Genomic DNA, 24,079 nt, shown 5'->3' on the forward strand with positions numbered 1-24,079 from the left:
GCCTACCGGCGTCCGCCCACGCGTCCGGACCGCCGACTAGGCTGGGAAAGGCAACCCAATCCACGGCAAACGAGGAGAATCAATGGCGATCCTTTTGGACGCGACCGAGCTGCAGCGCCGCATCGCGGCAGGGGAGCGGACCGTGCTCCTGGACGTCCGCTGGGTCCTGGGCCGGACCGACGGGCACGACGAGTATCTCGCAGGGCACCTTCCGGGGGCCGTCTTCGTGGACCTTCCCACGGAGCTTGCCGACCATGCCGAACCCGAACGGGGCCGGCACCCCCTGCCGTCTGCAGCCCGCTTCCAGGAGTCGGCGCGGCGATGGGGAATCAACGACGGCGACACCGTAGTGGCGTACGACAACAGCGGCAGCATGGCAGCGGCCAGGGCCTGGTGGATGCTGCGGAATGCGGGCGTGGAGTCCGTTTACCTGCTCGACGGCGGCCTGCCGGCCTGGCGTGCGGCCGGCTACCCGGTGGAGACCGGAGAGGTGACGCCCGTCGTCGGAAATGTCACCCTCGGTAAGGGCAACATGCCCACGATCACCGAACAGGAAGCGGGCTTGTGGCACCGGGAAGGCGTACTCCTGGATGCCCGGGCCGGGGAACGCTATCGGGGTGAAATCGAACCGATCGATCCACGGGCGGGCCACATTCCCGGAGCCGTAAGCGCTCCAACTACGGCGAACGTCACGGATGCAGGGACATTCCTGCAAACCGATGCCTTGCGTCAGCGGTTCCTGGACCTGGGAGTCGATGCGGGCTCGAACGTTGCGGTCTACTGTGGTTCGGGCGTGACCGCAGCTCACCAGATTGCCGCCCTGGAGATTGCCGGTTTCAAGGCGGCACTGTACCCCGGTTCGTTCTCGCAGTGGTCCAACAATCGTGGCAACCCGGTCGAGGTGGGCGGGGCGCCGTTCAGCGGCGACCGGCAAAGTGGCACCGGCAGCCCGGCTGGGAGTAGCGTCAAAGCATGACCCCTGGACGCCCTGTGCCCCCGCCCCTTGCCAAACCGATCCTTCCCGAAGCAGTCCTTTCGGGTGCCGAAGGCACGACCCTCGCCGCTGCCTATGGGGCAACATCGCCGGACAGTGGCTTGGTGCCCCTGACGATCGCCAGGCGCGCACCCAAGGCTGACGACGTAGAGATCGCCATTGAGTTTTGCGGACTGTGCCATTCGGACGTCCACGCGACCCGGGGTGAATGGCGCATCCCTCCCTATCCGTTGGTGCCGGGCCACGAGATCGTGGGCAGGGTGACGCGCGTAGGCAGTGCCGTGCAGGACTTCGCTCCGGGTGACCGCGTTGGTGTCGGATGCCTGGTGGACTCCTGCCGGGAATGCGACAGCTGCCTCGAAGGCCTCGAACAGTACTGCGAGCGGGGCAACGTCGGTACCTACGGAGCCAAGGACCCCCGGAACGGCGATGCCATCACGCAAGGCGGCTATTCGACGTCGGTTGTAGTGGACCGCCGGTTCGTCCTGCGGATTCCAGAGGCCTTGGATCCCGCCGCAGCGGCCCCACTGCTCTGCGCCGGCATCACCACGTACTCGCCACTGCGCTATTTCGAAGTGGAAGAGGGCGACGCCGTCGGCGTGGTGGGATTGGGCGGCCTGGGACACATGGCCGTCAAGATTGCCAAGGCGATGGGGGCCGAAGTCACAGTGTTCACCACCTCGGAGTCCAAGTTCGAGGCCGCCCGTGAACTTGGTGCGGACCACGTGGTCCTGTCCAAGGACGCCGAAGCGATGGAAGCGGCCGACCGCAGCATCGACGTCATCATCGATACCGTCGCCGCGCCCCATGACCTTAATCCCTACTTCCGCACCCTTCGCTTGGAGGGTGCGCTGTTCCAGCTGGGCCTGCCGGCAGAAGACATGCCGCCCGTCAGCCCCGGCCAGCTCATCCGGCGACGCCTCGCGTACGCGGGTTCACTGATCGGTGGCATCGCGGAGACCCAGGAAATGCTGGATTTCTGCGCGGAGCATTCAGTGGCGAGCGACATCGAGATCGTCGGGGCCGGAGAACTCAACCAGGCCTACGACCGCATGGTGGCCGGCGATGTGAAATACCGCTTCGTCCTGGACGCCTCCACCCTCCAGGAACCCGCAGACAGGGCTGATGCATGAGCACGTTGTTCACGAAAATCATCAACGGGGAGATTCCGGGCCGTTTTGTCTGGAAGGACCCGGACGTTGTGGCCTTCCTGACCATCGCGCCCATCACCTCCGGCCACACCTTGGTGGTGCCACGCGAAGAGGTGGATTCCTGGACCCATGCCAGCCCGGAACTGCTGGGAAAGGTGATGGACGTGGCCCAGAAGATCGGCAAGGTGCAGGAGGGGCTCTTCGAGGCCAAGCGGGTAGGCGTGCTCATGGAGGGCTTCGAGGTGGACCACCTGCACGTGCACGTGTGGCCCGCCTATTCCATGGCTGATTTTGAGGTGCACAACGTAGACCACAACCCCGATCCGGCCATCATGGATGCCACGGCCGTGAAGCTGCGCGCCGCCCTGCGGGCAGCGGGCCACGGTGACGTGGTGCCCGAAGACTGAGTCTGTCCCTGCTTTAACCCGGTGGTGCTGAAACCGCGCCACCGGGTTGGTCGTTTAAGCAGGGGCGAGAGCCTGGTTCAACGCCGTCCTGATGCGCTTTTCGGAAACAGAGTAGGCGGTGCCAAGCTCCACGGCGAACAAACTGACCCGTAGCTCCTCGATCATCCAGCGCACGTGGGTTAAGTCCGGTCCGGCCCCACGCCCGGGGAGGAGCGCGGAAACGGCGTCGTCGTAGTCGTCCTCCAGCCCTTGGACCACAGCCATGTTCAGGGCGTCGCGCTGGACGTTGCCCGGAAGCTTCTCCAGTCGTTTCTCAATGGCCTGCAGATAACGCGGCACTTGGCTCAGCTGGGCGTAGCCCGTCTGTGCCACGAAACCAGGGAAGACAAGTTGCTCCAATTGGCTCTTCATGTCATTCAGGGCACTGATGAGGGCCAGGCTGGCGTTGGCTTTGAGCTGCTTCTGGATACGGCGGGTACTGGAAAGGATGCGTTCGACGACGGCCGTCACCGTGAAGACCGTATCGATCAGTTCAGCCCGGACCGCCTCGTACAACGCGTCGAAGGAGGCTTTGTCCCATGGCAGTTCGGCTGGTGTCAGCTTGTCGATTGCGGCCAACGCGCAATCTGCGATCAGGGCGGCTACAGAGCCGTGGGGATTCTGGCTGAACGTCAGTTTCTCCGTGTTGCTCAAGTGTTCCAGCACGTACCTGTCGGGGGAGGGGATGCGCAACGCCAGCAGCCGGATGACACCGCTGCGCATCGCTGCTTCCTGTTCCTGCCGTGTCTGGAACACCCGCAGGGCCACGGATTTCCCCTCGTCCACCAGTGCCGGGAAGCCGGTCACTGCGTGGCCCTTGACCGTACGCGTAACCTGGCGTTCAACCGTACCGACGTCCCACTGGGTGATGCCCGTGCGTTCCGCCACCGTGCCGTCGCCCGCCGCGGGCGCCGCGGCCGCCTCCTGCTTCCGTGGCGACGAACCGCCGGGTTTGCCCTGCCCGTTCTTGGCTCTTTGGGTTGTGGCAGGCGTGGCACCGAGGGACTCCGCAATGGCCCGCCGGGTGGCCGGGGCGAGCGTTTCCTGAAGCTCGGTAAGGTTCTTGCCCTCCCCGAGGACTTTCCCGCGGCTGTCCACCACCTTAAAACTCACACGCAGGTGCGCAGGGACGGCATCCCAGTTCCAGGAACCGGGGGGAATGATATGGCCGCGGAGGCGCCTGAGCACCAGTTCCAGCGAAGTTTCCAGGGAGTCGGACGCGGGATCGAAGTCCGCTTCCAGCGCCGCGGTGGCTTGGCGGGCGACGTCGGGAGCGGGCACAAAATTCTTCCTGACCTGCTTGGGCAGGGACTTGATCAATGCCGTGACCAGGTCGACCCGCTGGCCCGGGATCTGCCAGCGGAAGGGAGCATCTTCCATTTGGTTCAGGAACAGGACCGGCACTTCCGCGGTGACGCCGTCAGAAGGGTTGGGTGCCGAGCCAGGTGCCACGGGGTGGAACTCATAACTCAGTGGAAGCTCGAAGCCCTTGTGGAGCCAGACCTTGGGATACGCCGAATCATCCAGGTCCTCTGCGTCCTCGCTCATGAGCAGGGACTGGTCGAAATCAAGCAGAGCGGGATCGGACTGGCGGGCTTCCTTCCACCATTTGTCGAAGTGCCGCTCGGAGACTACGTCCTTTCCAACCCGTGCGTCATAGAAATCGAACAGCGCCTGATCGTCAACCAGGATGTCGCGGCGACGCATTCGGGTCTCGAGTTCCTCGATCTCCTGCAGGAGCGCACGGTTGCGGTGGAAGAACTTATGCTGTGTGCGCCATTCACCCTCCACCAGGGCATGCCGGATGAAGAGTTCCCTGGAAAGCTCGGGATCGATGCGCCCGTAGTTGATCCGACGGTTGGGAATGATGGGAACGCCATAGAGCGTCACCTTTTCATGCGCCAGGACGGCACCTTGGCGCGAGGACCAGTGGGGCTCGCTGTAGGAGCGCTTCACAAGGTCGGGCGCCACTTGCTCCGCCCACAGCGGATCGAACTTCGCTGCCACCCTGGCCCACAGGCGGCTGGTCTCGACCAGTTCGGCCGCCATGACGAACGGCGGAGACTTCTTGAACAGGGCCGAACCGGGGAAGATCGCGAAGCGCGTACCTCGGGCGCCGGCGTACTCGCGCTTCCGCTCGTCGAGGATGCCGATGTGGCTCAGCAGCCCGGAGAGCAGGCTGATGTGGATACCCTCGTGAAGGCCCACCGGATCGGCCTCGCGTTTGTTGTCCAGGGTGATCCCCAAGGGCTTGGCCAACTGGCGAAGCTGCGTGAACAGATCCTGCCATTCGCGGATCCTGAGGTAATTGATGAACTCCGTCCGGCACAAGCGCCGGAATTGGGTGGAGGAGAGCTCCCGTTGCTTCTCCTGAACGTAGTTCCAAAGGTTCAGGTAGCCGGTGAAATCTGAGTTCTCGTCCCGGAAACGCGCGTGCTTTTCGGAGGCAAGTTGCTGCTTGTCCGTCGGGCGTTCGCGGGGGTCCTGGATGGTGAGTGCCGCAGCCAGGATCATGACCTCGCGTACACAACCGCGTTTACCGGCCTCCACGATCATGCGGCCCAGCCTCGGGTCTACCGGTAATTGCGCAAGTTTGTGCCCGACGGCGGTCAAACCGCTGCCGCCGCGGGGCTGGCTTCTGCTGTTGCTGCCGCCGGCAGCTCCGGTTTCCGTCTTCTGTGCTTGCGGAGCGCTGAGGGCGCCAAGTTCGCGGAGGAGAGTGACGCCGTCGTTGATTGCCCGCGATTCCGGCGGTTCCACAAAGGGGAAGTTCTCCACGTCCTTGGGCCCGCGGGCCACGCCCATGGCCGTCATCTGCAGGATGACGGCGGCGAGATTGGTTCGCAGGATTTCGGGATCGGTAAATTGCGGCCGGGACTCGAAGTCTTCTTCAGAGTAAAGCCGGATGGCGATGCCTTCGGAGACGCGGCCGCACCGCCCGGAGCGTTGGTTCGCTGATGCCTGGGACACCCGCTCGATGGGCAGCCGCTGTACCTTGGTCCGGTGTGAATAGCGGGAAATGCGTGCTGTTCCGGTGTCCACGACGTATTTGATGCCGGGAACGGTGAGGGAGGTCTCAGCCACGTTGGTGGCCAGGATGATGCGGCGCTGGCCGCCGGGGTTGAATACCCGGTGCTGCTCCTGCAGGCTCAATCTTGCGTAGAGGGGGAGGACCTCGGTGCCGGCGAGCCTCCGGTTGGCCTTGATGCGTCCGTTCAGGGCTTCGGCGGCGTCGCGGATCTCGCGTTCACCGGAGAAGAAAACCAGGATGTCGCCCGGGGCTTCCTTGGCGAGTTCGTCCACGGCGTCACACACGGCATCAAGGGGATCGCGGTCCTCTTCGAGCTCGTCATCGGAGCTGTCTTCGTCGGGATCGGCCGGCTGGGACAGCGGACGGTAACGGATCTCCACGGGGTACGTCCGGCCGGAAACTTCGATGATCGGGGCAGGTGAGTCTTCGGTGCCAAAGTGCTTTGCGAACCGCTCAGGATCGATCGTGGCCGAGGTGATGATGACCTTCAGGTCCGGCCGCTGGGGCAGGATCCGCTTCAGGTAGCCCAGGATGAAGTCGATGTTAAGGCTGCGTTCATGGGCTTCGTCAATGATGATGGTGCTGTATTTGCGCAGCAGCTTGTCGCGTTGGATCTCCGCGAGCAGGATGCCGTCGGTCATGAGCTTGATCTTGGTGGCTGCGCTGACTTCGCCGGTGAACCGGACCTGGAAGCCGACTTCTTCGCCGATTTGGACACCAAGCTCCGCGGCGATCCGTTCGGCCACAGTCCTGGCTGCGAGGCGGCGGGGCTGGGTGTGGCCGATCAGGCCTTTTTCCCCGAGGCCCAGTTCCAGGCACATCTTGGGGATCTGGGTTGTCTTGCCGGACCCGGTCTCGCCGGCAATGATGGTCACCTGGTTTGCGGCGATGGCCGCCATCAGATCCTCGCGGCGTTCGGAGACCGGCAGCTCGGCAGGGTAAGAGATATGAAGTGTCATGGCTGATGCCAGTCTACTGCCGGGTACCGTCCTGATCAGCGGCGCCCGTCACATCCCCGGCGGCCGTGCTCAGCCTTCTGGACAGCTGGAGCGCGAAAGCCTTGAACTCTGCAGGCCCGATGATTTCGAATTCCATGTCCAAGGCGGCCAGTTGCGCGGCGGGAGCAGCAAGGTTGTCCCAACCGGCGCGCAGGATGGTCAACGAAGGCCCTTCCGCAGTGAGTGAGGCCAGATGGGGCCCGACGACGGCGGCTACCTCGGCGAGGGGCGCGCGCAGCCGCACCACGACGTCGAACCGGTACGGCGACCGGGTGATCGATTGCCGGACATACTCGGCAATGTCCTCCGCCGGCAACGGGCGCGGCTCATACTTCCTGCGTTCGCCCGGCAAGGAGACGATCCGGTCCGCACGGAACGTCCGCCAGTCTTCGCGGTCTACGTCCCAGGCAACCAGGTACCACCTCCGGCCGGTGTCAACCAGCCTGTAGGGTTCCACGAGCCGCCGTTCGGGGGCGGTGTCCAATTTGGCGTAGTCGAAAGTGACCTGCCTGCGGTCGGAGATCGCTGCGGACAGGGCGGTCAGTTGCTGGGGGTCCACCGACGCCGCGTTGCTGGGAAGGGTGGTCACGGCGGCTTTCAACATGGCGAACTTCGGTCGCAGGCGCGAGGGCAGCACTTGCTCAAGCTTGGCCAGTGCACGGACCGAGGCCTCGCCGATTCCTGCCACGGGTCCGGCGGCGACCGCGTTCAATCCCAGAGCGACGGCCAAGGCTTCGTTGTCGTCCAGGAGAAGTGGCGGGAGTTGGGCGCCTGCGCCAAGTTGGTAACCGCCGGCGATCCCGGGGGAGGCATGAATGGGATAGCCAAGGTTCCGGAGCTTGTCGATATCCCGGCGGACAGTACGTTCGGTTACCCCCATCCGCTCAGCCAAGGCAGGTCCTGTCCATTCCCTGCGCACCTGCAGCAGTGACAGGAGCTGGAGCAGCCGGGCAGAGGTTTGGATCATGCCAGTGAATCTAGCCGACCGCCTACTGCCCGCGCACATAGGGGCGCCGCGCACATAGGGGCGCCGCGCACATAGGGGCGCCGCGCACATAGGGGCGCCCGCCCGTTCAAAGAGTCCTGCAGTACTCAGTGGACAGACGGGCGCCGTGCGGAGAGTGCGGCTGTGCGTATCCAGGGACTGGCCGCCGGTCAGTAGATCCGTGGGTTCCAGTAGGGGCTGCTGGGGGCGTCGAACGCGCTCCACGGTTCCTTGGAATTGATGGGCGGGTTGTGCCCGCGGCCATCCTTGAGAAGGGCTGTGATGGTTGCTGCGACGGCGGTGATGAGGACTATGAAGAGGATGATTCCGAAGATTTCCATGCCTCCATCCTTCTCCCGACGCTGGGTAAGAAACAGTGGCAGAAATGCCCCAAATGAATAAATTTCTGCCACACTGGAAGCATGCTCAAATCAGTAGCCGTCATAGTGGTTCCCGAGTTTTCCATCTTCGAGTTCGGCACCGCGTTCGAGGTGTTCGGCATTGACCGGACGGACCGTGGATCGGGGGTCCCGGCCTTCGATTTCCGGGTATGCGCCCCTGAGCCAGGCGAGGTTCGGATGAAGTCAGGGCTTTCCCTGAACGTCACCCTCGGGCTTGAAGCGACGCAGGATGCCGACCTGGTGATCATGGCTCCCTTCGGCCGGGACCAGGAAGTCCCGGAAGCGGTCTACGAGGCACTCCGGGCAGCCCACGCCCGCGGCGCTTGGGTGATGTCCATCTGCTCCGGCGCCTTTGCCTTGGCGCGGGCCGGTCTGTTGGAAGGGCGGCGCTGCACCACTCACTGGCATTATTCCCAGGACCTTGCCACGCGCTATCCTGGCGTGATCGTCGATGAAAACGTCCTGTACGTCCAGGACGGAAATATCATCACGAGTGCCGGAACCGCGGCCGGGATCGATGCCTGCCTGCATCTTGTGCGGGTGGAGCTGGGGGCCAATGTGGCCGCCGCCATCGCCCGCGACATGGTGGTACCGCCGCACCGTGACGGCGGACAGGCACAATTCATCGACCGGCCCATGCCGACGTGCGGATCGGCGCCCATGGAGGCCCTCCTGCGCTGGATGGTTCAACATCTGGACCAGGAGCACAGCGTGAACGACCTCGCTGCGCGACTGCACATGTCACCGCGGACATTCGCTCGGCGGTTCCGGGCGGAAACGGGTGCCACCCCCGCGGCGTGGCTGAACTCCCAGCGGGTACTTCGGGCACAGGAACTGCTTGAAACCACCGAGCTGAACATCGATGAGATTGCGCGGGAGGCCGGGTTTGGGCACTCCGTGCTCCTGCGCCACCACTTCACCAAAGTGCTGGACACCAGCCCGCAGAGTTACCGCCGCGCCTTCCGCGGCCAGCTGGCAGAGGCCATTTAGCCGGACGCGTCCCTAGCGACGTCCGGCGGGCCGGCCCCGCGACTCGGCTCCTTCGGCCTTGGCGCACTCCACCAGTTGCTGCCAAGGGCCCGTGACGTCGCGTTCGGGCAAGGTGGCGCGGTGTTGGCCTGCCCTGATCGAGTACATGAACCGGTCGGGTTCGTTGGCAGCTGAGCGGCTCTTCGCCTCGTCCCAAGGGCAGGCTTCAACGATGGGAAGCCAGCGCTCCTTCTGGTCCGCGGACACGGCTTCCACGCTCCAAACGCGGGTCATGGCGGCAATGCCCCCGCTGCGTTGGACCGTGATCTTCATGCCCGGCTGCTTCCCGTTCCATCTTCAACACCAACCGCCGTGCGACTGCCGGAAGCCGCGCAGCCCCGCCGGCTGGACTAAACCTTGACCTTCACAGTGTCCCATGCCTTGCGTACGGCGTCATGCTCCGCGGAGCCTGCCCCGAACAGTTCCTCGGCGGTGGCGAGCGTGGTGCGTGCGAACTTGCCGAAGGTGCAGGCCGGTGGCAGGGACCCGCTGGTCAGCGTCCCGTACCAGATCTGGCCCGGAGCCTCCCAGGCGTTGCCGCCAAGCTCTGAGGATACGAGGTAGAAGGCCCTGTTGGGTATGCCGGAGTTGATGTGGACGCCGCCGTTATCCGCACTCGTCCGGACGTAGGTGTCCATGGAATCGGGCTGCGGGTCCTTGCCCAGTACGTCGTCGTCGTATGCCGTGCCGGGGGCCTTCATTGAACGCAGGGCCGCGCCTTGCACCTTGTCCGTGAAAAGGCCCTCGCCGATCAGCCAGGAGGCCTGCGCGGCGTTTTCCTTTTTCAAGTACTGCTCCACCAGCACGCCGAAGACGTCGGACATTGATTCGTTAAGCGCGCCGGCCTGGTTGCGGTAGGCAAGGCCGGCAGTGAACTGTGTGACTCCGTGGGCGAGTTCATGGCCGATGACGCTCACCGACTTGGTGAACCGCTGGAATACCTCGCCGTCGCCGTCGCCAAAAACCATCTGTTGGCCGTCCCAAAAGGCGTTGTCATACAAATGGCCGTAGTGGACGCTGGCGTCCAAGGGGAGGCCTGAACCATCAATGGAGTCGCGGCTGAAAACTTCCGCGTAGAGCCTGTGGGTGCTCCCAAGGCCGTCGTAGGCCTCGTCCGCCGTGATGTCACCCGTGGGCTCGGCGCCTTCTTTGCGCACGAGCTTCCCGGGGAGGTTCTCGGAAGTTTCGGCGTCGTAAATGGTGCGCTTTGGCGGTCCGGGCTGCGCTTGGCGCGCACTCGGGGCCGGGACCGGCGTTGGGGCGGACCGCACCGACTGGATCTCCTTGATATGGACCAGGGATTCCTTGGCTGCCAAGGCGACCGCCCGGAGGCGTGGTTCATCCTGGGCAGCGAGCCTGCGAAGCATGTATGGCGGGACGATGGAACAAATCACGGCAAACCCCTTTTTGCTGGAAGCGGACTGGCTCTGGTGGACCGGCAACTGAAATCAGACTAGGAGCCGGGGCCGACATTTTTCAGTCCGCGGTGCGGCAAGCCTCAAACTGATAGCAGGGCCTTGGGTTTGGCCGACAACAAAAAAGTACCCCGCCAGTTGGACTGGCGGGGTACTTTGCTGTGCCCTCGATAGGATTCGAACCTACGGCCTTCTGCTCCGGAGGCAGACGCTCTATCCCCTGAGCTACGAGGGCAACGGGGATTCCCTCCGTTGCCGGTGGGACGTCCTAGAGCTTAGCAGCCCGCGCGGCGCAAAGGAAAACGGGCGCCGGGCAGGCGCGTGGCCGGTAGCCCGTGGAGGGTCAGTACCCCGCGAACGAATCCACGCGCACCTTTCGCGCCCCGGCCCCGCGCGCTGCTGCACGCAGGGAATCCACGCTCGCCGGTGAGCCGGAGACGTAGACCTCCCGCTCCGGGATATCGGGTACCAACTCGCCAAGGCGCCGTGCGTCGATGCGGCCGGTACCGGCGTCGTGCATGAACGCCGGCGGAGTGGATCCGTCCGCAAGCCGCGCGATAACGCGCGCTCCCGAGGCTTCCAGCTGCCCGCATGCAGCGAGTTCGTCCCGGCTTTCGGCGAGGTAGAGCAGCACGATGTCCCGCGGTCGGGATTCTGACGCCAGATGCGACAGGAACGGGGTAACGCCGATTCCCGCAGCTATGAGCAGGACAGGCCTGCCGGGGTCGCGAGGGAGAAGAAAGTCGCCGCCCACCGAGGTAGCGGTCACTTTGTCCCCGGGTTCCAGTGAAAGCAGGGCCTTCTTGGCGGCAGACAAAGGCCCGGCCGTACCGACGCCGAAGGTCACCTCCGGCGCTCCCGGAGCGCTGGTGATGCTGAAGACCCGGCGGCGGCCTTTTCCGTCCGAACGCCGGTGTGGAAGATTCAGCTCCATGAACTGGCCGGCAGCAAAGCGGACGGGTCGCTTGGGCTCGAACCGGAGCTCGCGGCTGTCCGGAGTCAATTGGCGCGAGCCTTTGAACGTCAGTTCCACCCTGCCCCGTTGGCCAAGGAAGAAGGCCAGCAGGTTGCCTAGCAAAAGTGCCAGTTCAGGTGAGTTGGCCACGAACCCCAGATTGTAGGGAACCGCAAAGACAACACCCACGACGGCGGCGAGCCCCAGTTGCTGCCAGCGGCGTGGCGGCAGGGTCAGGGGCTCGGTAAGCATGAAGCCCACAAAGAACAGCAGCGGACGCTGCGCGAGGGGCTGCCACAAGGCCTGCCCCACGGTCATTCCACGGCCCAGCAGTTCCGTGAAGACGATTCCGGTGGCCACCACGAGGAACACGGCGGCCATCAGCATCTTGCGGGTCCGGTAAAGAACGGCAAGGACGCCCGGAACCAGGAGCCACAGCATCGCCGGAGTTGCAGCCCACCACGTGGCGATATTGAGGCCCGTCAGGCCCGTGATGAAGGCACCGGCGGCCGCCGGGTTGAAGATGTGCCGGCCGCGGAAGGCCAATGCGTACTTTGAAACGCTGGCCAGGACGCACGCCAGGGCAACACCGGCTATATCCGTGGCCGCGAACGAGGGCCAGAACAGGAAGTACAGCAGCAACCCCGTGATGAGCGAGGACTCCGAATGCGGCCGCGTCCGGAACACGAGTGCCAGCAGGCGGCTGCTCGCATATGTCAGGCCGACGCACAGCATCAGATGCACCAGCATCTGCGGGAGCCCGAACGTCAGCCACCCCAGGACATTGAGGATCATGCTGTAAGCCGCCAGGATGCCAAGGACCCAAAGGATCAACCGGTACATGGTGAACCGGCCCAGCCAGGTATCGAGCCGCGATTTGACCGCAATCATCTGAACAGTCTCCCCTCAAAGGCGGCGGAAAACGTGGCGGCGCCATCCGAGAAAACACGCAGCCAGGAAAAATCGAACGCGGTTTCCAATTGTTCGGGCTCCACCATGAACAATGCTGTTGCCAAAGCGTCGGCTTCCATGGCGTTGGCAGCCATGGTCCAGGTGGCCACCGTCGTGCGGATTGGCTGCCCGGTGGTTCCGTCAAGGACATGGTGGAGGCCGTCACCCCATGCCCGCCTGTTCGCGGCGGAGGCACACAGCGCGGCGTTGTCCAGTTCCACCACCCCTATGGCTTGCTGCGGATTGTAGGGATGCTCGAGGGCCACCTTGACCGGTTGTCCGCCTGCATGCAGCATGTCGCCGCTGGCATCGACCAGGAAATCCGGATGGCCGGTACCGGCGAGGACACTTCCGAGAAGATCCACGAGCTGGCCCTTTCCCGCCGCCCCGACATCGAGGACCACCGGTTCACGCGCCGTCAGGGTTGTTCCGGCCCACTCAAGAACGTCCTCCCACCGCGGCGCTGCCACGGGCATTCCGGCGGGAACCAGGGAGTATGCGGAATCGTAGCCGAGACGGTCCAGGCTGCTGCCGATCAAGGGCGTCATTGCGCCCCTGCTGAGGCGGTAAAGGATGTCGTACAGCTCACCCAAACCCGCCGCGTGGGTGGGCAGCGTGATGCTTCCCGGCGCGGCGGCCAGTCCTGACACCAGGGAATCGGGCTTGAATCGCGAGTAGGTATGGTCGTAATCCGCCACCGTGTCCAGCACTTGGCCGCGGACTCCGGGCGCCAAAGGGTGCGGAGTCGAAATTTCCCAGTGAGTGCCGATGCCTTCAAAGCTGAAGGAGTTCCAGCCCGGGTGCGGCATGGCTGCTACTTGGCCTGGGACTTGATTTGCTGCAAGGCGTCGTTGAAGCCGCCGGAGGTCAGCGAGGAACCGGCCACCTTGGAGACGTTGAGCTCATCAATGTCCTTGCCGACGATCTGGGCGGCAATGCCGCTGGCGAACTCGCCTTGGAACTTCCTGGTGTTCGGATTGGACGGATGCGTGGTGATGTTGACCGCCGTGACTTTGTCCGCGGCAAGTGTCAACTGCACTCCTACCGTCTCTTGGCCGTTCGGGGAAGTGTAGGTCCCGTCAGCGCTGTATGTGCCGTCCTTGTAGGTCGACCCTGTAGCCGCACCGCCCGACAAAGCGGCGGACGATGTGGGGCTGGTGGTGGAGGCCTGTCCGCCGTTCTGGGTGGCGGGGGTTTGGGTGGGTGCTTCCGCCGCGGGTGCGCAGGCGGCCGTTCCCATGATGGACAGGCCGGCGAACCCGGCGTAGAGGCTCTTGCGGAGTGGCGTAGTCATGTTCTGCTCGTTTCAACCGGGACAAGATCGTTCGGGTGTGTTTGGGTTCTGCACTGTGGATGGCGCCAGGGCCACCTCTTACGTCATCAACAACGTCGAAATCAGCGTAATGGTTCACGCTGTGCCGGCACGACGCCTTTACTGTGCCGTTCCTGTGAGCGGTTACCCACATAGCTGGCGTTAAATTCCGCGTCTTTGCGGGCCCCCGGTAGGCTGGATGCGTGACTCCCGAAGAACTCTCTGCTGCCATATCCACTTGCCTGAAGGACGCCGTCGCTGCCGGCGAAATCGCCTTGGCGGAAACTGCCGTCCCCAACGACGTCCGCGTGGAGCGACCCAAGAACCGGGATCACGGCGACTGGGCCACCAACATCGCCCTGCAGCTCGCCAAGCAGGCCGGCACCAACCCGCGCGAATTCGCCGGGATCCTGAGTAGTCGACTGAAGGAAATCCCCGGGGTCGCGGGCGTGGAAATTGCCGGACCCGGCTTCCTTAACATCACAGTGGAAGCCGCTGCCGCAGGTGCGCTCGCCAAGGCGATCGTCGAGTCCGGCGCCGCATACGGCACCAACCAGGCGCTCGCAGGCCACATCATCAACATGGAATTCGTCTCGGCCAACCCCACCGGCCCCCTGCACATCGGGCACACCCGGTGGGCAGCCCTGGGCGACGCCATTGCCAGGGTCCTGCGCGCTTCAGGAGCCGATGTCACTGCCGAGTACTACATCAACGACGCCGGTTCGCAGATGAACGTCTTCGCCAACTCTGTGCTCTCCCGGCTGCACGGCCGCGGCGTTCCCGAGGGCGGCTACCCGGGCGAATACATCCTGGAACTTGGGGACGAAGTGCTGAAGGCGCATCCGGATATCCGGGAGCTGACGGACGAAGCCGCCCTGCCGGTCATCCGCGCGGCTGCCTATGAGGCGCAGATGGTGGACATCAAGAACACCCTGGCCGATTTCGGCGTTGAGTTCGACGTCTACTTCTCCGAAAAGGAACTGCACGACGCCGGTGCCATCGAAGCGGCCGTCGCACGCCTCCGGGAGCAGGGCCATGTGTTCGACGACGGCGGTGCTGTCTGGCTCCGCACCACGGACTTTGGCGACGACAAGGACCGCGTAATGATCCGCGCCAACGGCGAACCGACGTACTTCGCTGCCGACGCCGCGTACTACCTCTCCAAGAAGGACCGCGGCTTCATCGAGAAGATCTACCTTCTCGGCGCAGACCACCACGGCTACATCAACCGCCTCAAGGCCATTGCCGCGTGCGCGGGAGATGACCCGGAAGCAAACATCGAGGTCCTGATCGGCCAGCTGGTTTCCGTCAACGGCGCCAAGCTTTCCAAGCGCGCCGGCAACATCATCGAGCTCAAGGACCTCATTTCCTGGCTGGGCAAGGATGCAGTCCGTTACTCGCTGGCCCGGTTCCCGGCCGATTCCCCCTTGACCCTCGACCCGGAGCTGCTGAAAAAGAACAGCAACGAGAACCCCGTGTTCTACGTGCAGTACGCCCATGCCCGCTCGCGTGGAACTGCCAGGAATGCGGCCGAGGCTGGTGTTGACCGCCAGGTCAACGGGGAAGACGCTTTCGATGCCTCGCTGTTGGACCACCCCACGGAAAACGAGTTGCTCTCCTACTTGGGCAGCTACCCGTCGATCGTGGCCAAGGCAGCCGAACTGCGCGAACCCCACCGCGTGGCCCGCCACCTTGAAGTCATTGCCGGCGCCTACCACCGCTGGTACGACGCCTGCCGTGTCTCGCCACAGGGCGGCGAGCCGGTGCAGGACGTCAACCGGACCCGTCTGTGGCTCAATGACGCCACGAGCCAGGTGCTGGCCAACGGACTCGAACTGCTGGGCGTCTCGGCGCCGGAACGGATGTAAGGCCATGACCACGGAGACTTCAAACGTGTCACCCCTTGCCCCGGAGTGGCTTGCCGTGCCCGAGGACCTGAACGTCCTGCAGGCGCCTATGTGGGCGGCAGGCGTGGACCGGAACGCCGACGGCGAGGTCGCCATCGACGGCGTGGCGGTCACCCAACTGAAGGAACAGTTCGGAACGCCGCTCTTCGTCATGAGCGAAACAGACTTCCGCCTCCGCGCACGGAGCTTCAAGGACGCCTTCGACGCCGCCTTCGCAGATATCTGCGGGGGAGTAGACGTCTACTACGCAGGCAAGTCCTTCCTGTGCACCGCCGTCGCCCAATGGGTCACGGAGGAAGGTCTCCGTTTGGATACCTGCTCCGGTGGTGAACTGGCGGTCGCTGCAAGGGCCGGGGTTCCGGGCGGCAACTTGAGCCTGCACGGCAACAACAAGTCCGACGCCGAGATCAACCGCGCGCTGGACATGCTGGTGGGCCGCATTGTGGTGGACAGCCTCGACGAGCTCGAACGCGTGGCCAGGATTGCTTCCAGCCGTGGAGAGACCGCAAAGGTCATGCTGCGCCTCACGCCGGGTGTACACGCGCACACCCACGAGTTCATTGCCACGGCGCACGAGGACCAGAAATTCGGGTTGTCAATGGCCGGGGATTCCACGGCCCAACAGGGACTGTCCGCCGCAGAGGAAGCCGTAGCCGCAGCGGCGTCCTACCCCGGCATCGAGCTCCTTGGCCTGCACTGCCACATCGGCTCCCAGATTTTCGAGCCCGACGGTTTCGAGCTGGCTGCCCAAAAACTCCTCGGATTCCAAGCCGCTATGCAGGCCAAGTACTCCATCGTCCTGCCGGAACTTGACCTTGGCGGCGGTTATGGAATTGCCTACACGCCGGTGGACACTCCGAGGCCGCCGGCCGAGATCGCGGACGCAATGGCCGCCGTCGTCCGTTCCACTTGCGCTGAACTTGGTATTGAGCCGCCCCGCATTTCCATCGAACCCGGCCGGGCCATCGTCGGCAGCACCACCTTCACCCTCTACGAGGTTGGAACCCGGAAGACTGTCCGGGTGGACGTGGAATCCGCGGCCGGAGACCAGGAAAACGTTACGTATCCCCGCCGGTATGTGTCGGTGGATGGCGGAATGAGCGACAACGCCCGTCCGGTGCTCTATGACGCGGATTATTCGGCCATTCTGGCTTCCCGGGCCTCCGTTGCCGATCCGCAGCTGTCCCGCGTAGTGGGCAAACATTGCGAGAGCGGCGACATAGTTGTTAGAGATGTATATCTGCCCGCGGATGTGGCAGCCGGTGATTTGCTCGCAGTACCGGGTACCGGCGCCTACTGCTGGGCCCTCTCCAGCAATTACAACTACCTGGCCCGGCCTGGCGTTGTCGCTGTGCGCGACGGAGCCGCCAGGCTCATTGTCCGCGGGGAAACCGAAGAAGATCTCTTGAACCGCGACATGGGAGTGGCGAATGTCTGAAGTGCGAAACCTGAAGGTGGCCCTGCTGGGCTGTGGCAACGTTGGGGCCCAGGTCGCGCGGATTCTCATTGACGACGCCGACGCCCTGGCCGCCCGCAGCGGTGCGCGCCTGGAATTGTCAGGTATTGCCGTGCGGAACATAGATACTCCCCGCGACGTCGAATTGCCCCGCGAACTCTTCACTACGGACGCCGAAACGCTGGTCAAGGATGCCGACCTCGTGATCGAGCTCATGGGCGGGATCGAACCGGCGCGTTCATTGATCCTCACGGCCATCCAGAATGGTGCCTGCGTGGTCACGGGCAACAAGGCGCTCCTGGCGCAGGACGGCCCCACGCTGTACGAGGAAGCTGACAAAGCAGGCGTGCAGCTTTCCTACGAAGCCGCAGTCGCAGGAGCCATCCCGATCCTCCGACCGATCCGGGACAGCCTCTCCGGAGACCGCATCACGCGCGTGCTCGGAATCGTCAACGGCACCACCAACTTCATCCTTGACCAAATGGACACCACCGGTGCCCAATTCGCAGACGCCTTGGCAGAGGCGCAGCGCCTCGGGTACGCGGAAGCAGACCCGACAGCCGACGTCGAAGGCCACGATGCCGCCGCGAAGGCCGCGATCCTTGCCTCGCTGTCCTTCCACACACGCTTTTCGCTGGACGACGTCTACTGCGAGGGCATCACCAGGGTCAGTGCCGAGGACATCGCTTCGGCCAAAGAAGCCGGGTTCGTCATCAAGCTCCTGGCGATCGCGGAGAAGATCGAGTCATCGGACAACGGCAGCGGCATCTCCGTGCGCGTCCATCCGACGCTCCTGCCGCGGGAACACCCCTTGGCAGCCGTCCGCGGTGCATTCAACGCGGTGTTCATCGAAGCGGAGAATGCCGGCGAACTGATGTTCTACGGCCAGGGTGCCGGCGGTACCCCCACCGCTTCAGCCGTCCTCGGTGACCTGGTTTCAGCCGCCCGCCGATTGGTCCTTGGTGGCCCGGGGCGTACTGAAACGACCACCGGCCACGTGCAGGCGCTGCCCGTCGCGGCCTCAAACACCAGCTACTACATCGGTCTCGATGTCGCCGACCAGGCAGGTGTGCTGGCCCGCATTGCCCATATTTTTGCGGAGAACGGCGTCTCCATCGAGATCATGCGCCAGACGATCCACCGGGATGCCGAATCCAAGGTCGAATCGGCCGAGCTGAAAATCGTGACGCACCGTGCATCCGAAGCTGCACTCGCAGCAACCGTCGAGGCCGTAAAGGGCCTGGACGTCATTAATTCTGTGACATCCGTACTGCGGGTAGAAGGGGTCTAAGTGGCTCACCAATGGCGCGGAGTAATCCGCGAATACGCTGATCGTTTGCCTGTAACGGAAGCCACGAAGGTCATCACCCTCGGTGAAGGCGGTACGCCGCTGGTCCACGCGCAGAAGCTTTCCGAGCTGACGGGTTCCGAGGTCTACCTCAAGGTCGAAGGCATGAACCCGACCGGTTCCTTCAAGGACCGCGGCATGACCATGGCCATGACGGCCGCAGTCGAGGCCGGTGCCAAAGCCGTTGTTTGTGCTTCCACAGGCAACACGTCTGCCTCGGCTGCCGCCTATGCAACCGCCGCGGGCCTTAAGTGCGCCGTACTGGTGCCCGAAGGCAAGATCTCCATGGGCAAGCTCAGCCAGGCCATCGCACACGGGGCCACCCTGCTGCAGGTGGACGGCAACTTCGACAACTGCCTGGATATCGCCCGCAAGCTCGGTGAGTCCTACCCGGTGTTCCTGGTCAACTCCGTCAACCCCGCCCGCATCCAGGGCCAGAAGACGGGTGCCTTCGAAGTGGTGGACTCCTTGGGCGATGCTCCGGATATCCACGTGCTGCCGGTGGGCAATGCGGGCAACATCAGCGCCTACTGGAAGGGCTACAAGGAATATTCCGCTCCCTTCGAGACGGCAAACGGCACACTTCCCGCAGTTGCCACCAAGACTCCGGTCATGTGGGGCTTCCAGGCTGCAGGTGCTGCCCCGTTCGTCGCAGGCCACCCCATCACGGAGCCCGATACGATCGCCACGGCCATCCGCATCGGCAACCCCGCGTCGTGGGAGACCGCAGTGGCTGCCCGCGACGAGTCGGGCGGCTTGATCGAGGCCGTGACCGATGACGAAATCCTTGCAGCCCACCGCTGGCTGTCTTCCAAGGAAGGCGTCTTCGTTGAGCCCGGCTCCGCTGCCGGCGTCGCGGGCTTGATCAAGAAGCATGCCGCCGGCCAGGTTCCTTCCGGCAAGACGATCGTCATCACCGTCACCGGCCACGGCCTGAAGGATCCGCAGTGGGCGCTCCGCACCGAGGACGGCAGTGACGTCCAGCCTGTCAAGGTGCCGAACGACGTCGTCACTGTCGCAGCAGAACTGGGACTGGAAGAAAAGTAAGAGTGGAAACAACGCAGCCCACCGTGACTGATCGTGCAGAGGTCGCGGCTGGCCAGCGCCTGACGGTCAGGGTGCCCGGTACGAGTGCCAACCTTGGCCCCGGCTATGACAGCCTTGGCCTGGCCTTGTCCATCTATGACACCCTGACCGTGGAAACCCTCGCCTCCGGAGAGCTTGAGTTCGAGCTCTCCGGAGAGGGGGCCGAAACACTTCCCCGGGATGCCACCCACTTGGTGGTCCGGGCAATCGACCTCGCCCTGGATCGCCTCGGTTTCAAGCGCAACGGGTTGAAGATCATTGCCGAGAACGTCAACCCACACGGCCGCGGCCTGGGTTCTTCAGCGTCCGCCGTGGTTGCCGCCGTCACGGCCGCGAATTTCCTGGTTCCGGAAGAGGCCCGGCAGGACCGTGAGTGGATCCTGCAGCTCACCAGTGAAATCGAAGGCCACCCGGACAACGTCGCACCTGCGATTTTCGGCGGATTGGCGCTGTCATGGCAGGACAGCGAGCAGTACAGCAGCACCCGTGCGGACGTGGCTGCCTCGGTGGTTCCCGTCGTTGCTGTCCCTGATTATGAGCTCTCCACGGAAACGGCCCGGGGACTCCTCCCGGCTTCCATTGGCCACCACGCGGCAGCGATGAACTCCGGGCGTGCGGCGTTGCTTGTCCATGCGTTGACCATCCAGCCGGAATTCCTGCTGCCGGGCACCGAGGACTACCTTCACCAGAGCTACCGGGCCGAGGCCATGCGGCCCAGTGCCAACTTGATCGCTTCCCTTCGTTCCGCAGGTTTTGCGGCCGTCGTTTCAGGAGCCGGGCCTACGGTCATGGTCCTGGCCAACGGCACTGCCGAGGCTGCCGTCGTCACGGAGCACATCAACGCTTTTACGTCGGCCAACACACCGGACGTGGCTTGGCGCGTGATGACGCTGGCTGTGGACGTTGAAGGTGCTAGAGTGGAAGTGCACCGGCGGTAAAGCCGCGGGCAGTTCCCTGATTTTGGATCTCGGTGGTTTCGCCGTACCTTTCGTCAACTGTGCCAACGTCTGGCGGTGCCGTCTCCTTCCGGCCTGTCTCAGGTGCCGCAGAACTCTCTCTGTTCCCTGAAAAGTCAGTCGGCTGTCCGGGCAACTGGATCCAGTGAAGACGATCAGTATCCGGCCCTGTTGGCCACAATCCATCAGGCACGGCCGAAATCAATGGTTGCAGATCTGAACTGCAATCCAGAACAAATCATCGCGTCCGGCTCTCGCTTCGGACGCCGTCGAGGGGGAAGGATCCTTCGTGACAGAAACCACTGAGCTGGCATCAGCTGTGGACACCACGTCTTCTGCTGCCGATTCGTCAACGGCAGCAACCACCAAGAGCAGCGGCCTCGCAGGCCTTAAGCTCGCCCAGCTCCAGGCTCTCGCGAGCCAGCTGGGCATTTCCGGGGGATCGCGCATGCGCAAGGGGGACCTGGTCAACGCCATTTCCGCCCACCGTGCAGGAACGCCGGCCGCCAAGGCACCGGCGAAGGCTACCGCCAAGGCGGCTGTGGCCAAGGAAGCCCCCGTTGCTGAGCAGCAGACGGCATCAGCCGCTGTTGCTGCCCCGGAAACCGCGGCCCAGGAAGCACCTCGCCGTGGGCGAGGCCGCAGCCGTCGCGCCACCAGCGATGGCGTCATTGCCGCCGCTGAAGCCGCAGCCGAGGTTGCAGCAGCGCCGGCTTCCGAAGCCGCTGCCCCCGAGGCTGCACCAGCCGCTACCGAAGCAGCCGAAGCTCCTGCCGAGCGCCGCCAGCCCCGGACACGCAACCGTCGTCGTGGGGACGCTGCCGCCGAAACTGCTGAAGCACCGGCAACCGAACAGCGGACCGAACAGCCGAACAGCGACCAGCGCAGCAATGAGCAGCGCGAGGCCCGCAATGAGCGGACCGAACAGCGTAACAGCGAGCAGCGCGCCACCGAACAGCAGCGCGAAAGCCGCGGCGAGCGTGCAGAGCAGCGCGAGCAGGCTGATTCCGAGCAGCCGCAGCGCGAACGCCGCGACAACTCCCGCAACAACCGCCGGGACGAGAACGACGGCGAAGACGGCGGCAACCGCCGGAACCGCCGGAACCGCCGCGATCGCAACGACCAGAATGACCGTGGCGATCGTCGTGGCGGCCAGGACAACCGCGAGGGCAACACCCGCAGCGACCGTTTCCGCGACCGCAACGAGCGTCGTCGTGGACGCAGCCAGGGACCTGACGTGGACGACGTCGAGGTCACCGAGGACGACGTCCTGCTGCCGGTGGCGGGTATCCTCGACGTCCTGGAGAACTACGCGTTCATCCGTACTTCGGGCTACCTTCCCGGCGCGAACGATGTCTACGTCTCCCTGGCCCAGGTCAAGAAGTACAACCTGCGCAAGGGCGACGCCGTGGTCGGCGCAATCCGCGCCCCCCGCGAAGGCGAAGACCGCAACCAGCAGTCGTCCCGCCAGAAGTTCAACGCCTTGGTCCGCGTCACCTCCGTCAACGGCAAAACGCCGGAGGAGCTCAAGGACCGCGTCGAGTTCGCAAAGCTCGTCCCGCTCTACCCGTCCGAGCGCCTGCGGCTCGAAACGGACCCCAAGAAGATCGGCCCGCGTGTCATCGACCTCGTGGCTCCGATCGGCAAGGGCCAGCGTGGCCTGATTGTCTCCCCGCCGAAGGCCGGCAAGACGCTCATCCTGCAGTCCATCGCCAACGCGATCACCACCAACAACCCTGAGGTCCACCTCATGATGGTGCTGGTTGACGAACGCCCCGAAGAAGTCACGGACATGCAGCGCACCGTCAAGGGTGAGGTCATTGCCTCCACCTTCGACCGTCCCGCGGATGACCACACCACCGTCGCCGAACTCTCCATCGAGCGCGCCAAGCGTCTTGTGGAAATGGGCATGGACGTGGTGGTCCTCCTGGACTCCATGACCCGCCTGGGCCGTGCCTACAACCTGGCAGCACCGGCCTCGGGCCGCATCCTGTCCGGTGGTGTGGACTCCGCAGCCCTGTACCCGCCGAAGCGCTTCTTCGGTGCTGCCCGGAACATCGAAAACGGCGGCTCGCTCACCATCCTGGCCACGGCCCTGGTGGAGACCGGTTCCAAGATGGACGAGGTCATCTTCGAAGAGTTCAAGGGCACCGGAAACATGGAACTGCGCCTGTCCCGCCAGTTGGCCGACAAGCGCATCTTCCCGGCCGTGGATGTCAACGCCTCCGGCACGCGCCGCGAAGAGAACCTGCTTTCGGCCGAAGAAGTCAAGATCATGTGGAAGCTGCGCCGCGTCCTTTCCGGCCTTGAGCAGCAGCAGAGCCTTGAACTGCTGACCAACAAAATCCGGGAAACGCAAAGCAACGTCGAGTTCCTCATGCAGGTCCAGAAGACGACGCTTGGAGCAAAGTCGGACAACGACAAGTAGCTGCTCTGGCGAGCCGCTGATTCTGCTGCCCCTGCGCGGGGCGGCAGAATCAGCGGCTCGTTCCGTTTTCGGCCCAGCCGGGTTGGGCTGTCAGTAACCACACGCCGCAGTTATTAGACTTGTACGAGTCGAAAGAGGTTTGAAAATGTTTGAGTCCGTCCAGGGATTGCTTGATGAGCATGCTGCCATTCAGGCACAGCTGAGTGATCCTGCCGTTTACGCCGACCAGTCCTTGGCCCGCAAGTTGGGACGCCGCTCCGCCCAGCTTCAGGGCATCGTGGAGGCGTACAACAAGTGGCGCGGGCTCAACGACGACCTGGAGGCTGCCAAGGAGATGGCGGCCGAGGATCCTGATTTCGCGGCCGAAGTCGAGACGCTCGAGGAACAGATTCCGGCTGCCCAGGAGAAGCTGCGCCGCCTCCTGATCCCACGCGATCCCGATGACGCGCGCAACGTGATCCTTGAAGTCAAGGGCGGTGAAGGCGGCGACGAGGCTGCCCTGTTCGCGGGCGATCTCCTGCGGATGTACATGCGCTACGCGGAATCGCGCGGGTGGAAGACTGAGATGATCTCCGCCACCGAATCGGATCTTGGCGGATACAAGGACGTCTCTGTTGCCATCAAGGGCAGCTCGAACGACCCCGCTGAGGGTGTTTTTGCGCGTTTGAAGTTCGAAGGTGGCGTACATCGCGTGCAGCGCGTTCCCGTGACCGAATCCCAGGGCCGCATCCACACGTCCGCTGCCGGTGTCCTGGTGCTTCCGGAAGTTGATGAGCCCGAGGAGCTCGAGATCAACCAGAACGACCTGAAGATCGATGTCTACCGTTCCTCGGGACCGGGCGGCCAGTCCGTGAACACCACCGACTCGGCGGTCCGCATCACCCACCTGCCCACGGGCATCGTGGTGGCCATGCAGAACGAGAAGTCGCAGCTCCAGAACCGCGAAGCCGGGATGCGCGTGTTGCGGGCAAGGCTCCTTGCCCACCAGCAGGAACAGATCGATGCCGCGAACTCCGAACAGCGCAAGTCGCAGATCCGGACCATGGACCGTTCAGAGCGCATCCGTACGTACAACTTCCCGGAAAACCGAATTGCCGACCACCGTACCGGCTACAAGGCCTACAACCTTGACGCCGTGATGAACGGCGACCTGGAACCGGTGATCCAGTCGGCCATCGAAATGGATGAGCAGTCGCGGCTTGATGCCATCGGCGACTGACTGCCGGTAGC

General features: G+C 64.1%; 19 protein-coding genes and 1 tRNA gene. 11 read left to right on the plus strand and 9 right to left on the minus strand.

Annotated features, from left to right (window positions below):
* Positions 1-82 precede the first annotated feature (82 nt).
* Genes ACIPY2_RS02045 through ACIPY2_RS02055 form a run of 3 tightly spaced genes read left to right on the plus strand, consistent with a single transcriptional unit; the run spans position 83 to position 2,552 of the window.
* On the plus strand, positions 83-976 hold the full coding sequence (locus ACIPY2_RS02045; RefSeq protein WP_400264723.1) for a sulfurtransferase: 894 nt from the start codon (positions 83-85) through the stop codon (positions 974-976).
* Positions 973-2,127 carry an NAD(P)-dependent alcohol dehydrogenase gene (locus ACIPY2_RS02050; RefSeq protein ID WP_400264724.1) on the plus strand — a complete coding sequence of 385 codons (1,155 nt, stop codon included), beginning with the start codon at positions 973-975 and terminating at the stop codon, positions 2,125-2,127. Before ACIPY2_RS02045 ends, ACIPY2_RS02050 begins: the two co-directional genes overlap by 4 nt.
* On the plus strand, positions 2,124-2,552 hold the full coding sequence (locus tag ACIPY2_RS02055) for an HIT family protein (RefSeq protein ID WP_400264725.1): 429 nt from the start codon (positions 2,124-2,126) through the stop codon (positions 2,550-2,552). The genes ACIPY2_RS02050 and ACIPY2_RS02055 overlap by 4 nt, the downstream gene beginning before the upstream one ends.
* Before the next feature lie 54 nt (positions 2,553-2,606).
* Here the strand turns inward: ACIPY2_RS02055 and hrpA are convergent, their stop codons facing one another.
* From hrpA to ACIPY2_RS02070, 3 genes are all read right to left on the minus strand, one after another.
* Complete coding sequence (gene hrpA / locus ACIPY2_RS02060; protein ID WP_400264726.1) at positions 2,607-6,581, minus strand: ATP-dependent RNA helicase HrpA; 3,975 nt, start codon at positions 6,579-6,581, stop codon at positions 2,607-2,609.
* Positions 6,582-6,594: 13 nt separating this feature from the next.
* Positions 6,595-7,587, minus strand: a complete 993-nt coding sequence (locus ACIPY2_RS02065) for a helix-turn-helix transcriptional regulator (RefSeq protein WP_400264727.1) — start codon at positions 7,585-7,587, stop codon at positions 6,595-6,597.
* Positions 7,588-7,775: 188 nt separating this feature from the next.
* Complete coding sequence (locus ACIPY2_RS02070; RefSeq protein ID WP_400264728.1) at positions 7,776-7,946, minus strand: hypothetical protein; 171 nt, start codon at positions 7,944-7,946, stop codon at positions 7,776-7,778.
* An 81-nt stretch (positions 7,947-8,027) separates the two neighbouring features.
* Here ACIPY2_RS02070 and ACIPY2_RS02075 point away from each other — a divergent pair, with 81 nt between their 5' ends.
* A complete protein-coding gene (locus tag ACIPY2_RS02075) occupies positions 8,028-8,996 on the plus strand; it encodes a GlxA family transcriptional regulator (protein WP_400264729.1) in 969 nt (322 codons plus the stop codon).
* A gap of 12 nt (positions 8,997-9,008) precedes the next feature.
* On the opposite strand, the gene ACIPY2_RS02080 is transcribed toward ACIPY2_RS02075, so the two are convergent.
* The 6 genes from ACIPY2_RS02080 to ACIPY2_RS02105 all read right to left on the minus strand — a co-directional run bounded on the left by ACIPY2_RS02080 (position 9,009) and on the right by ACIPY2_RS02105 (position 13,650).
* Positions 9,009-9,308 carry a protealysin inhibitor emfourin gene (locus ACIPY2_RS02080; RefSeq protein ID WP_400264730.1) on the minus strand — a complete coding sequence of 100 codons (300 nt, stop codon included), beginning with the start codon at positions 9,306-9,308 and terminating at the stop codon, positions 9,009-9,011.
* A 77-nt stretch (positions 9,309-9,385) separates the two neighbouring features.
* A complete protein-coding gene (locus ACIPY2_RS02085) occupies positions 9,386-10,402 on the minus strand; it encodes a M4 family metallopeptidase (protein ID WP_400265095.1) in 1,017 nt (338 codons plus the stop codon).
* A gap of 210 nt (positions 10,403-10,612) precedes the next feature.
* Positions 10,613-10,685: transfer RNA gene (locus ACIPY2_RS02090), tRNA-Arg, on the minus strand.
* A gap of 108 nt (positions 10,686-10,793) precedes the next feature.
* Positions 10,794-12,296: an oxidoreductase gene (locus ACIPY2_RS02095; RefSeq protein WP_400264731.1), complete on the minus strand. Its 1,503-nt coding sequence runs from the start codon at positions 12,294-12,296 to the stop codon at positions 10,794-10,796.
* Entirely contained in the window at positions 12,293-13,165 is an 873-nt protein-coding gene (locus ACIPY2_RS02100) for an FAD:protein FMN transferase (protein WP_400264732.1), read from the minus strand. The genes ACIPY2_RS02095 and ACIPY2_RS02100 overlap by 4 nt, the downstream gene beginning before the upstream one ends.
* Positions 13,166-13,170: 5 nt before the next feature.
* Positions 13,171-13,650 carry a hypothetical protein gene (locus tag ACIPY2_RS02105; RefSeq protein WP_400264733.1) on the minus strand — a complete coding sequence of 160 codons (480 nt, stop codon included), beginning with the start codon at positions 13,648-13,650 and terminating at the stop codon, positions 13,171-13,173.
* A 221-nt stretch (positions 13,651-13,871) separates the two neighbouring features.
* On the opposite strand from ACIPY2_RS02105, the gene argS reads away from it, so the two are divergent.
* From argS to prfA, 7 genes are all read left to right on the plus strand, one after another.
* A complete protein-coding gene (gene argS / locus ACIPY2_RS02110; RefSeq protein WP_400264734.1) occupies positions 13,872-15,536 on the plus strand; it encodes an arginine--tRNA ligase in 1,665 nt (554 codons plus the stop codon).
* A gap of 4 nt (positions 15,537-15,540) precedes the next feature.
* A complete protein-coding gene (gene lysA, locus ACIPY2_RS02115) occupies positions 15,541-17,013 on the plus strand; it encodes a diaminopimelate decarboxylase (RefSeq protein WP_400264735.1) in 1,473 nt (490 codons plus the stop codon).
* Positions 17,006-18,322 (plus strand): homoserine dehydrogenase, encoded by a 1,317-nt coding sequence (locus ACIPY2_RS02120; protein WP_400264736.1) that lies wholly within the window; start codon positions 17,006-17,008, stop codon positions 18,320-18,322. Before lysA ends, ACIPY2_RS02120 begins: the two co-directional genes overlap by 8 nt.
* Positions 18,323-19,426 (plus strand): threonine synthase, encoded by a 1,104-nt coding sequence (gene thrC, locus ACIPY2_RS02125; protein WP_400264737.1) that lies wholly within the window; start codon positions 18,323-18,325, stop codon positions 19,424-19,426.
* Between the two features lie 2 nt (positions 19,427-19,428).
* Positions 19,429-20,403 (plus strand): homoserine kinase, encoded by a 975-nt coding sequence (gene thrB / locus ACIPY2_RS02130; RefSeq protein ID WP_400264738.1) that lies wholly within the window; start codon positions 19,429-19,431, stop codon positions 20,401-20,403.
* Positions 20,404-20,710: 307 nt separating this feature from the next.
* Positions 20,711-22,849 carry a transcription termination factor Rho gene (gene rho, locus ACIPY2_RS02135; RefSeq protein WP_400264739.1) on the plus strand — a complete coding sequence of 713 codons (2,139 nt, stop codon included), beginning with the start codon at positions 20,711-20,713 and terminating at the stop codon, positions 22,847-22,849.
* Positions 22,850-22,994: 145 nt separating this feature from the next.
* Positions 22,995-24,068, plus strand: coding sequence for a peptide chain release factor 1 (gene prfA, locus ACIPY2_RS02140; RefSeq protein WP_400264740.1), 1,074 nt, complete (start codon positions 22,995-22,997; stop codon positions 24,066-24,068).
* Positions 24,069-24,079 lie beyond the last annotated feature (11 nt).

Origin of the sequence: Paenarthrobacter sp. NPDC089675, from assembly GCF_044749185.1 — a bacterium.
In the GTDB taxonomy this organism is placed as follows: domain Bacteria; phylum Actinomycetota; class Actinomycetes; order Actinomycetales; family Micrococcaceae; genus Arthrobacter.

What these genes read in the sequence shown, in the direction of transcription:
- prfA (WP_400264740.1), top strand. Translation starts at nt 22,995, where the DNA reads ATGTTTGAGTCCGTCCAGGGATTGCTTGATGAGCATGCTGCCATTCAG.
- ACIPY2_RS02080 (WP_400264730.1), bottom strand. Translation starts at nt 9,308, where the DNA reads ATGAAGATCACGGTCCAACGCAGCGGGGGCATTGCCGCCATGACCCGC.
- lysA (WP_400264735.1), top strand. Translation starts at nt 15,541, where the DNA reads ATGACCACGGAGACTTCAAACGTGTCACCCCTTGCCCCGGAGTGGCTT.
- ACIPY2_RS02095 (WP_400264731.1), bottom strand. Translation starts at nt 12,296, where the DNA reads ATGATTGCGGTCAAATCGCGGCTCGATACCTGGCTGGGCCGGTTCACC.
- ACIPY2_RS02120 (WP_400264736.1), top strand. Translation starts at nt 17,006, where the DNA reads ATGTCTGAAGTGCGAAACCTGAAGGTGGCCCTGCTGGGCTGTGGCAAC.
- ACIPY2_RS02045 (WP_400264723.1), top strand. Translation starts at nt 83, where the DNA reads ATGGCGATCCTTTTGGACGCGACCGAGCTGCAGCGCCGCATCGCGGCA.
- ACIPY2_RS02050 (WP_400264724.1), top strand. Translation starts at nt 973, where the DNA reads ATGACCCCTGGACGCCCTGTGCCCCCGCCCCTTGCCAAACCGATCCTT.
- ACIPY2_RS02065 (WP_400264727.1), bottom strand. Translation starts at nt 7,587, where the DNA reads ATGATCCAAACCTCTGCCCGGCTGCTCCAGCTCCTGTCACTGCTGCAG.
- ACIPY2_RS02100 (WP_400264732.1), bottom strand. Translation starts at nt 13,165, where the DNA reads ATGCCGCACCCGGGCTGGAACTCCTTCAGCTTTGAAGGCATCGGCACT.
- hrpA (WP_400264726.1), bottom strand. Translation starts at nt 6,581, where the DNA reads ATGACACTTCATATCTCTTACCCTGCCGAGCTGCCGGTCTCCGAACGC.
- ACIPY2_RS02075 (WP_400264729.1), top strand. Translation starts at nt 8,028, where the DNA reads ATGCTCAAATCAGTAGCCGTCATAGTGGTTCCCGAGTTTTCCATCTTC.
- ACIPY2_RS02070 (WP_400264728.1), bottom strand. Translation starts at nt 7,946, where the DNA reads ATGGAAATCTTCGGAATCATCCTCTTCATAGTCCTCATCACCGCCGTC.
- ACIPY2_RS02085 (WP_400265095.1), bottom strand. Translation starts at nt 10,402, where the DNA reads ATGCTTCGCAGGCTCGCTGCCCAGGATGAACCACGCCTCCGGGCGGTC.
- ACIPY2_RS02055 (WP_400264725.1), top strand. Translation starts at nt 2,124, where the DNA reads ATGAGCACGTTGTTCACGAAAATCATCAACGGGGAGATTCCGGGCCGT.
- ACIPY2_RS02105 (WP_400264733.1), bottom strand. Translation starts at nt 13,650, where the DNA reads ATGACTACGCCACTCCGCAAGAGCCTCTACGCCGGGTTCGCCGGCCTG.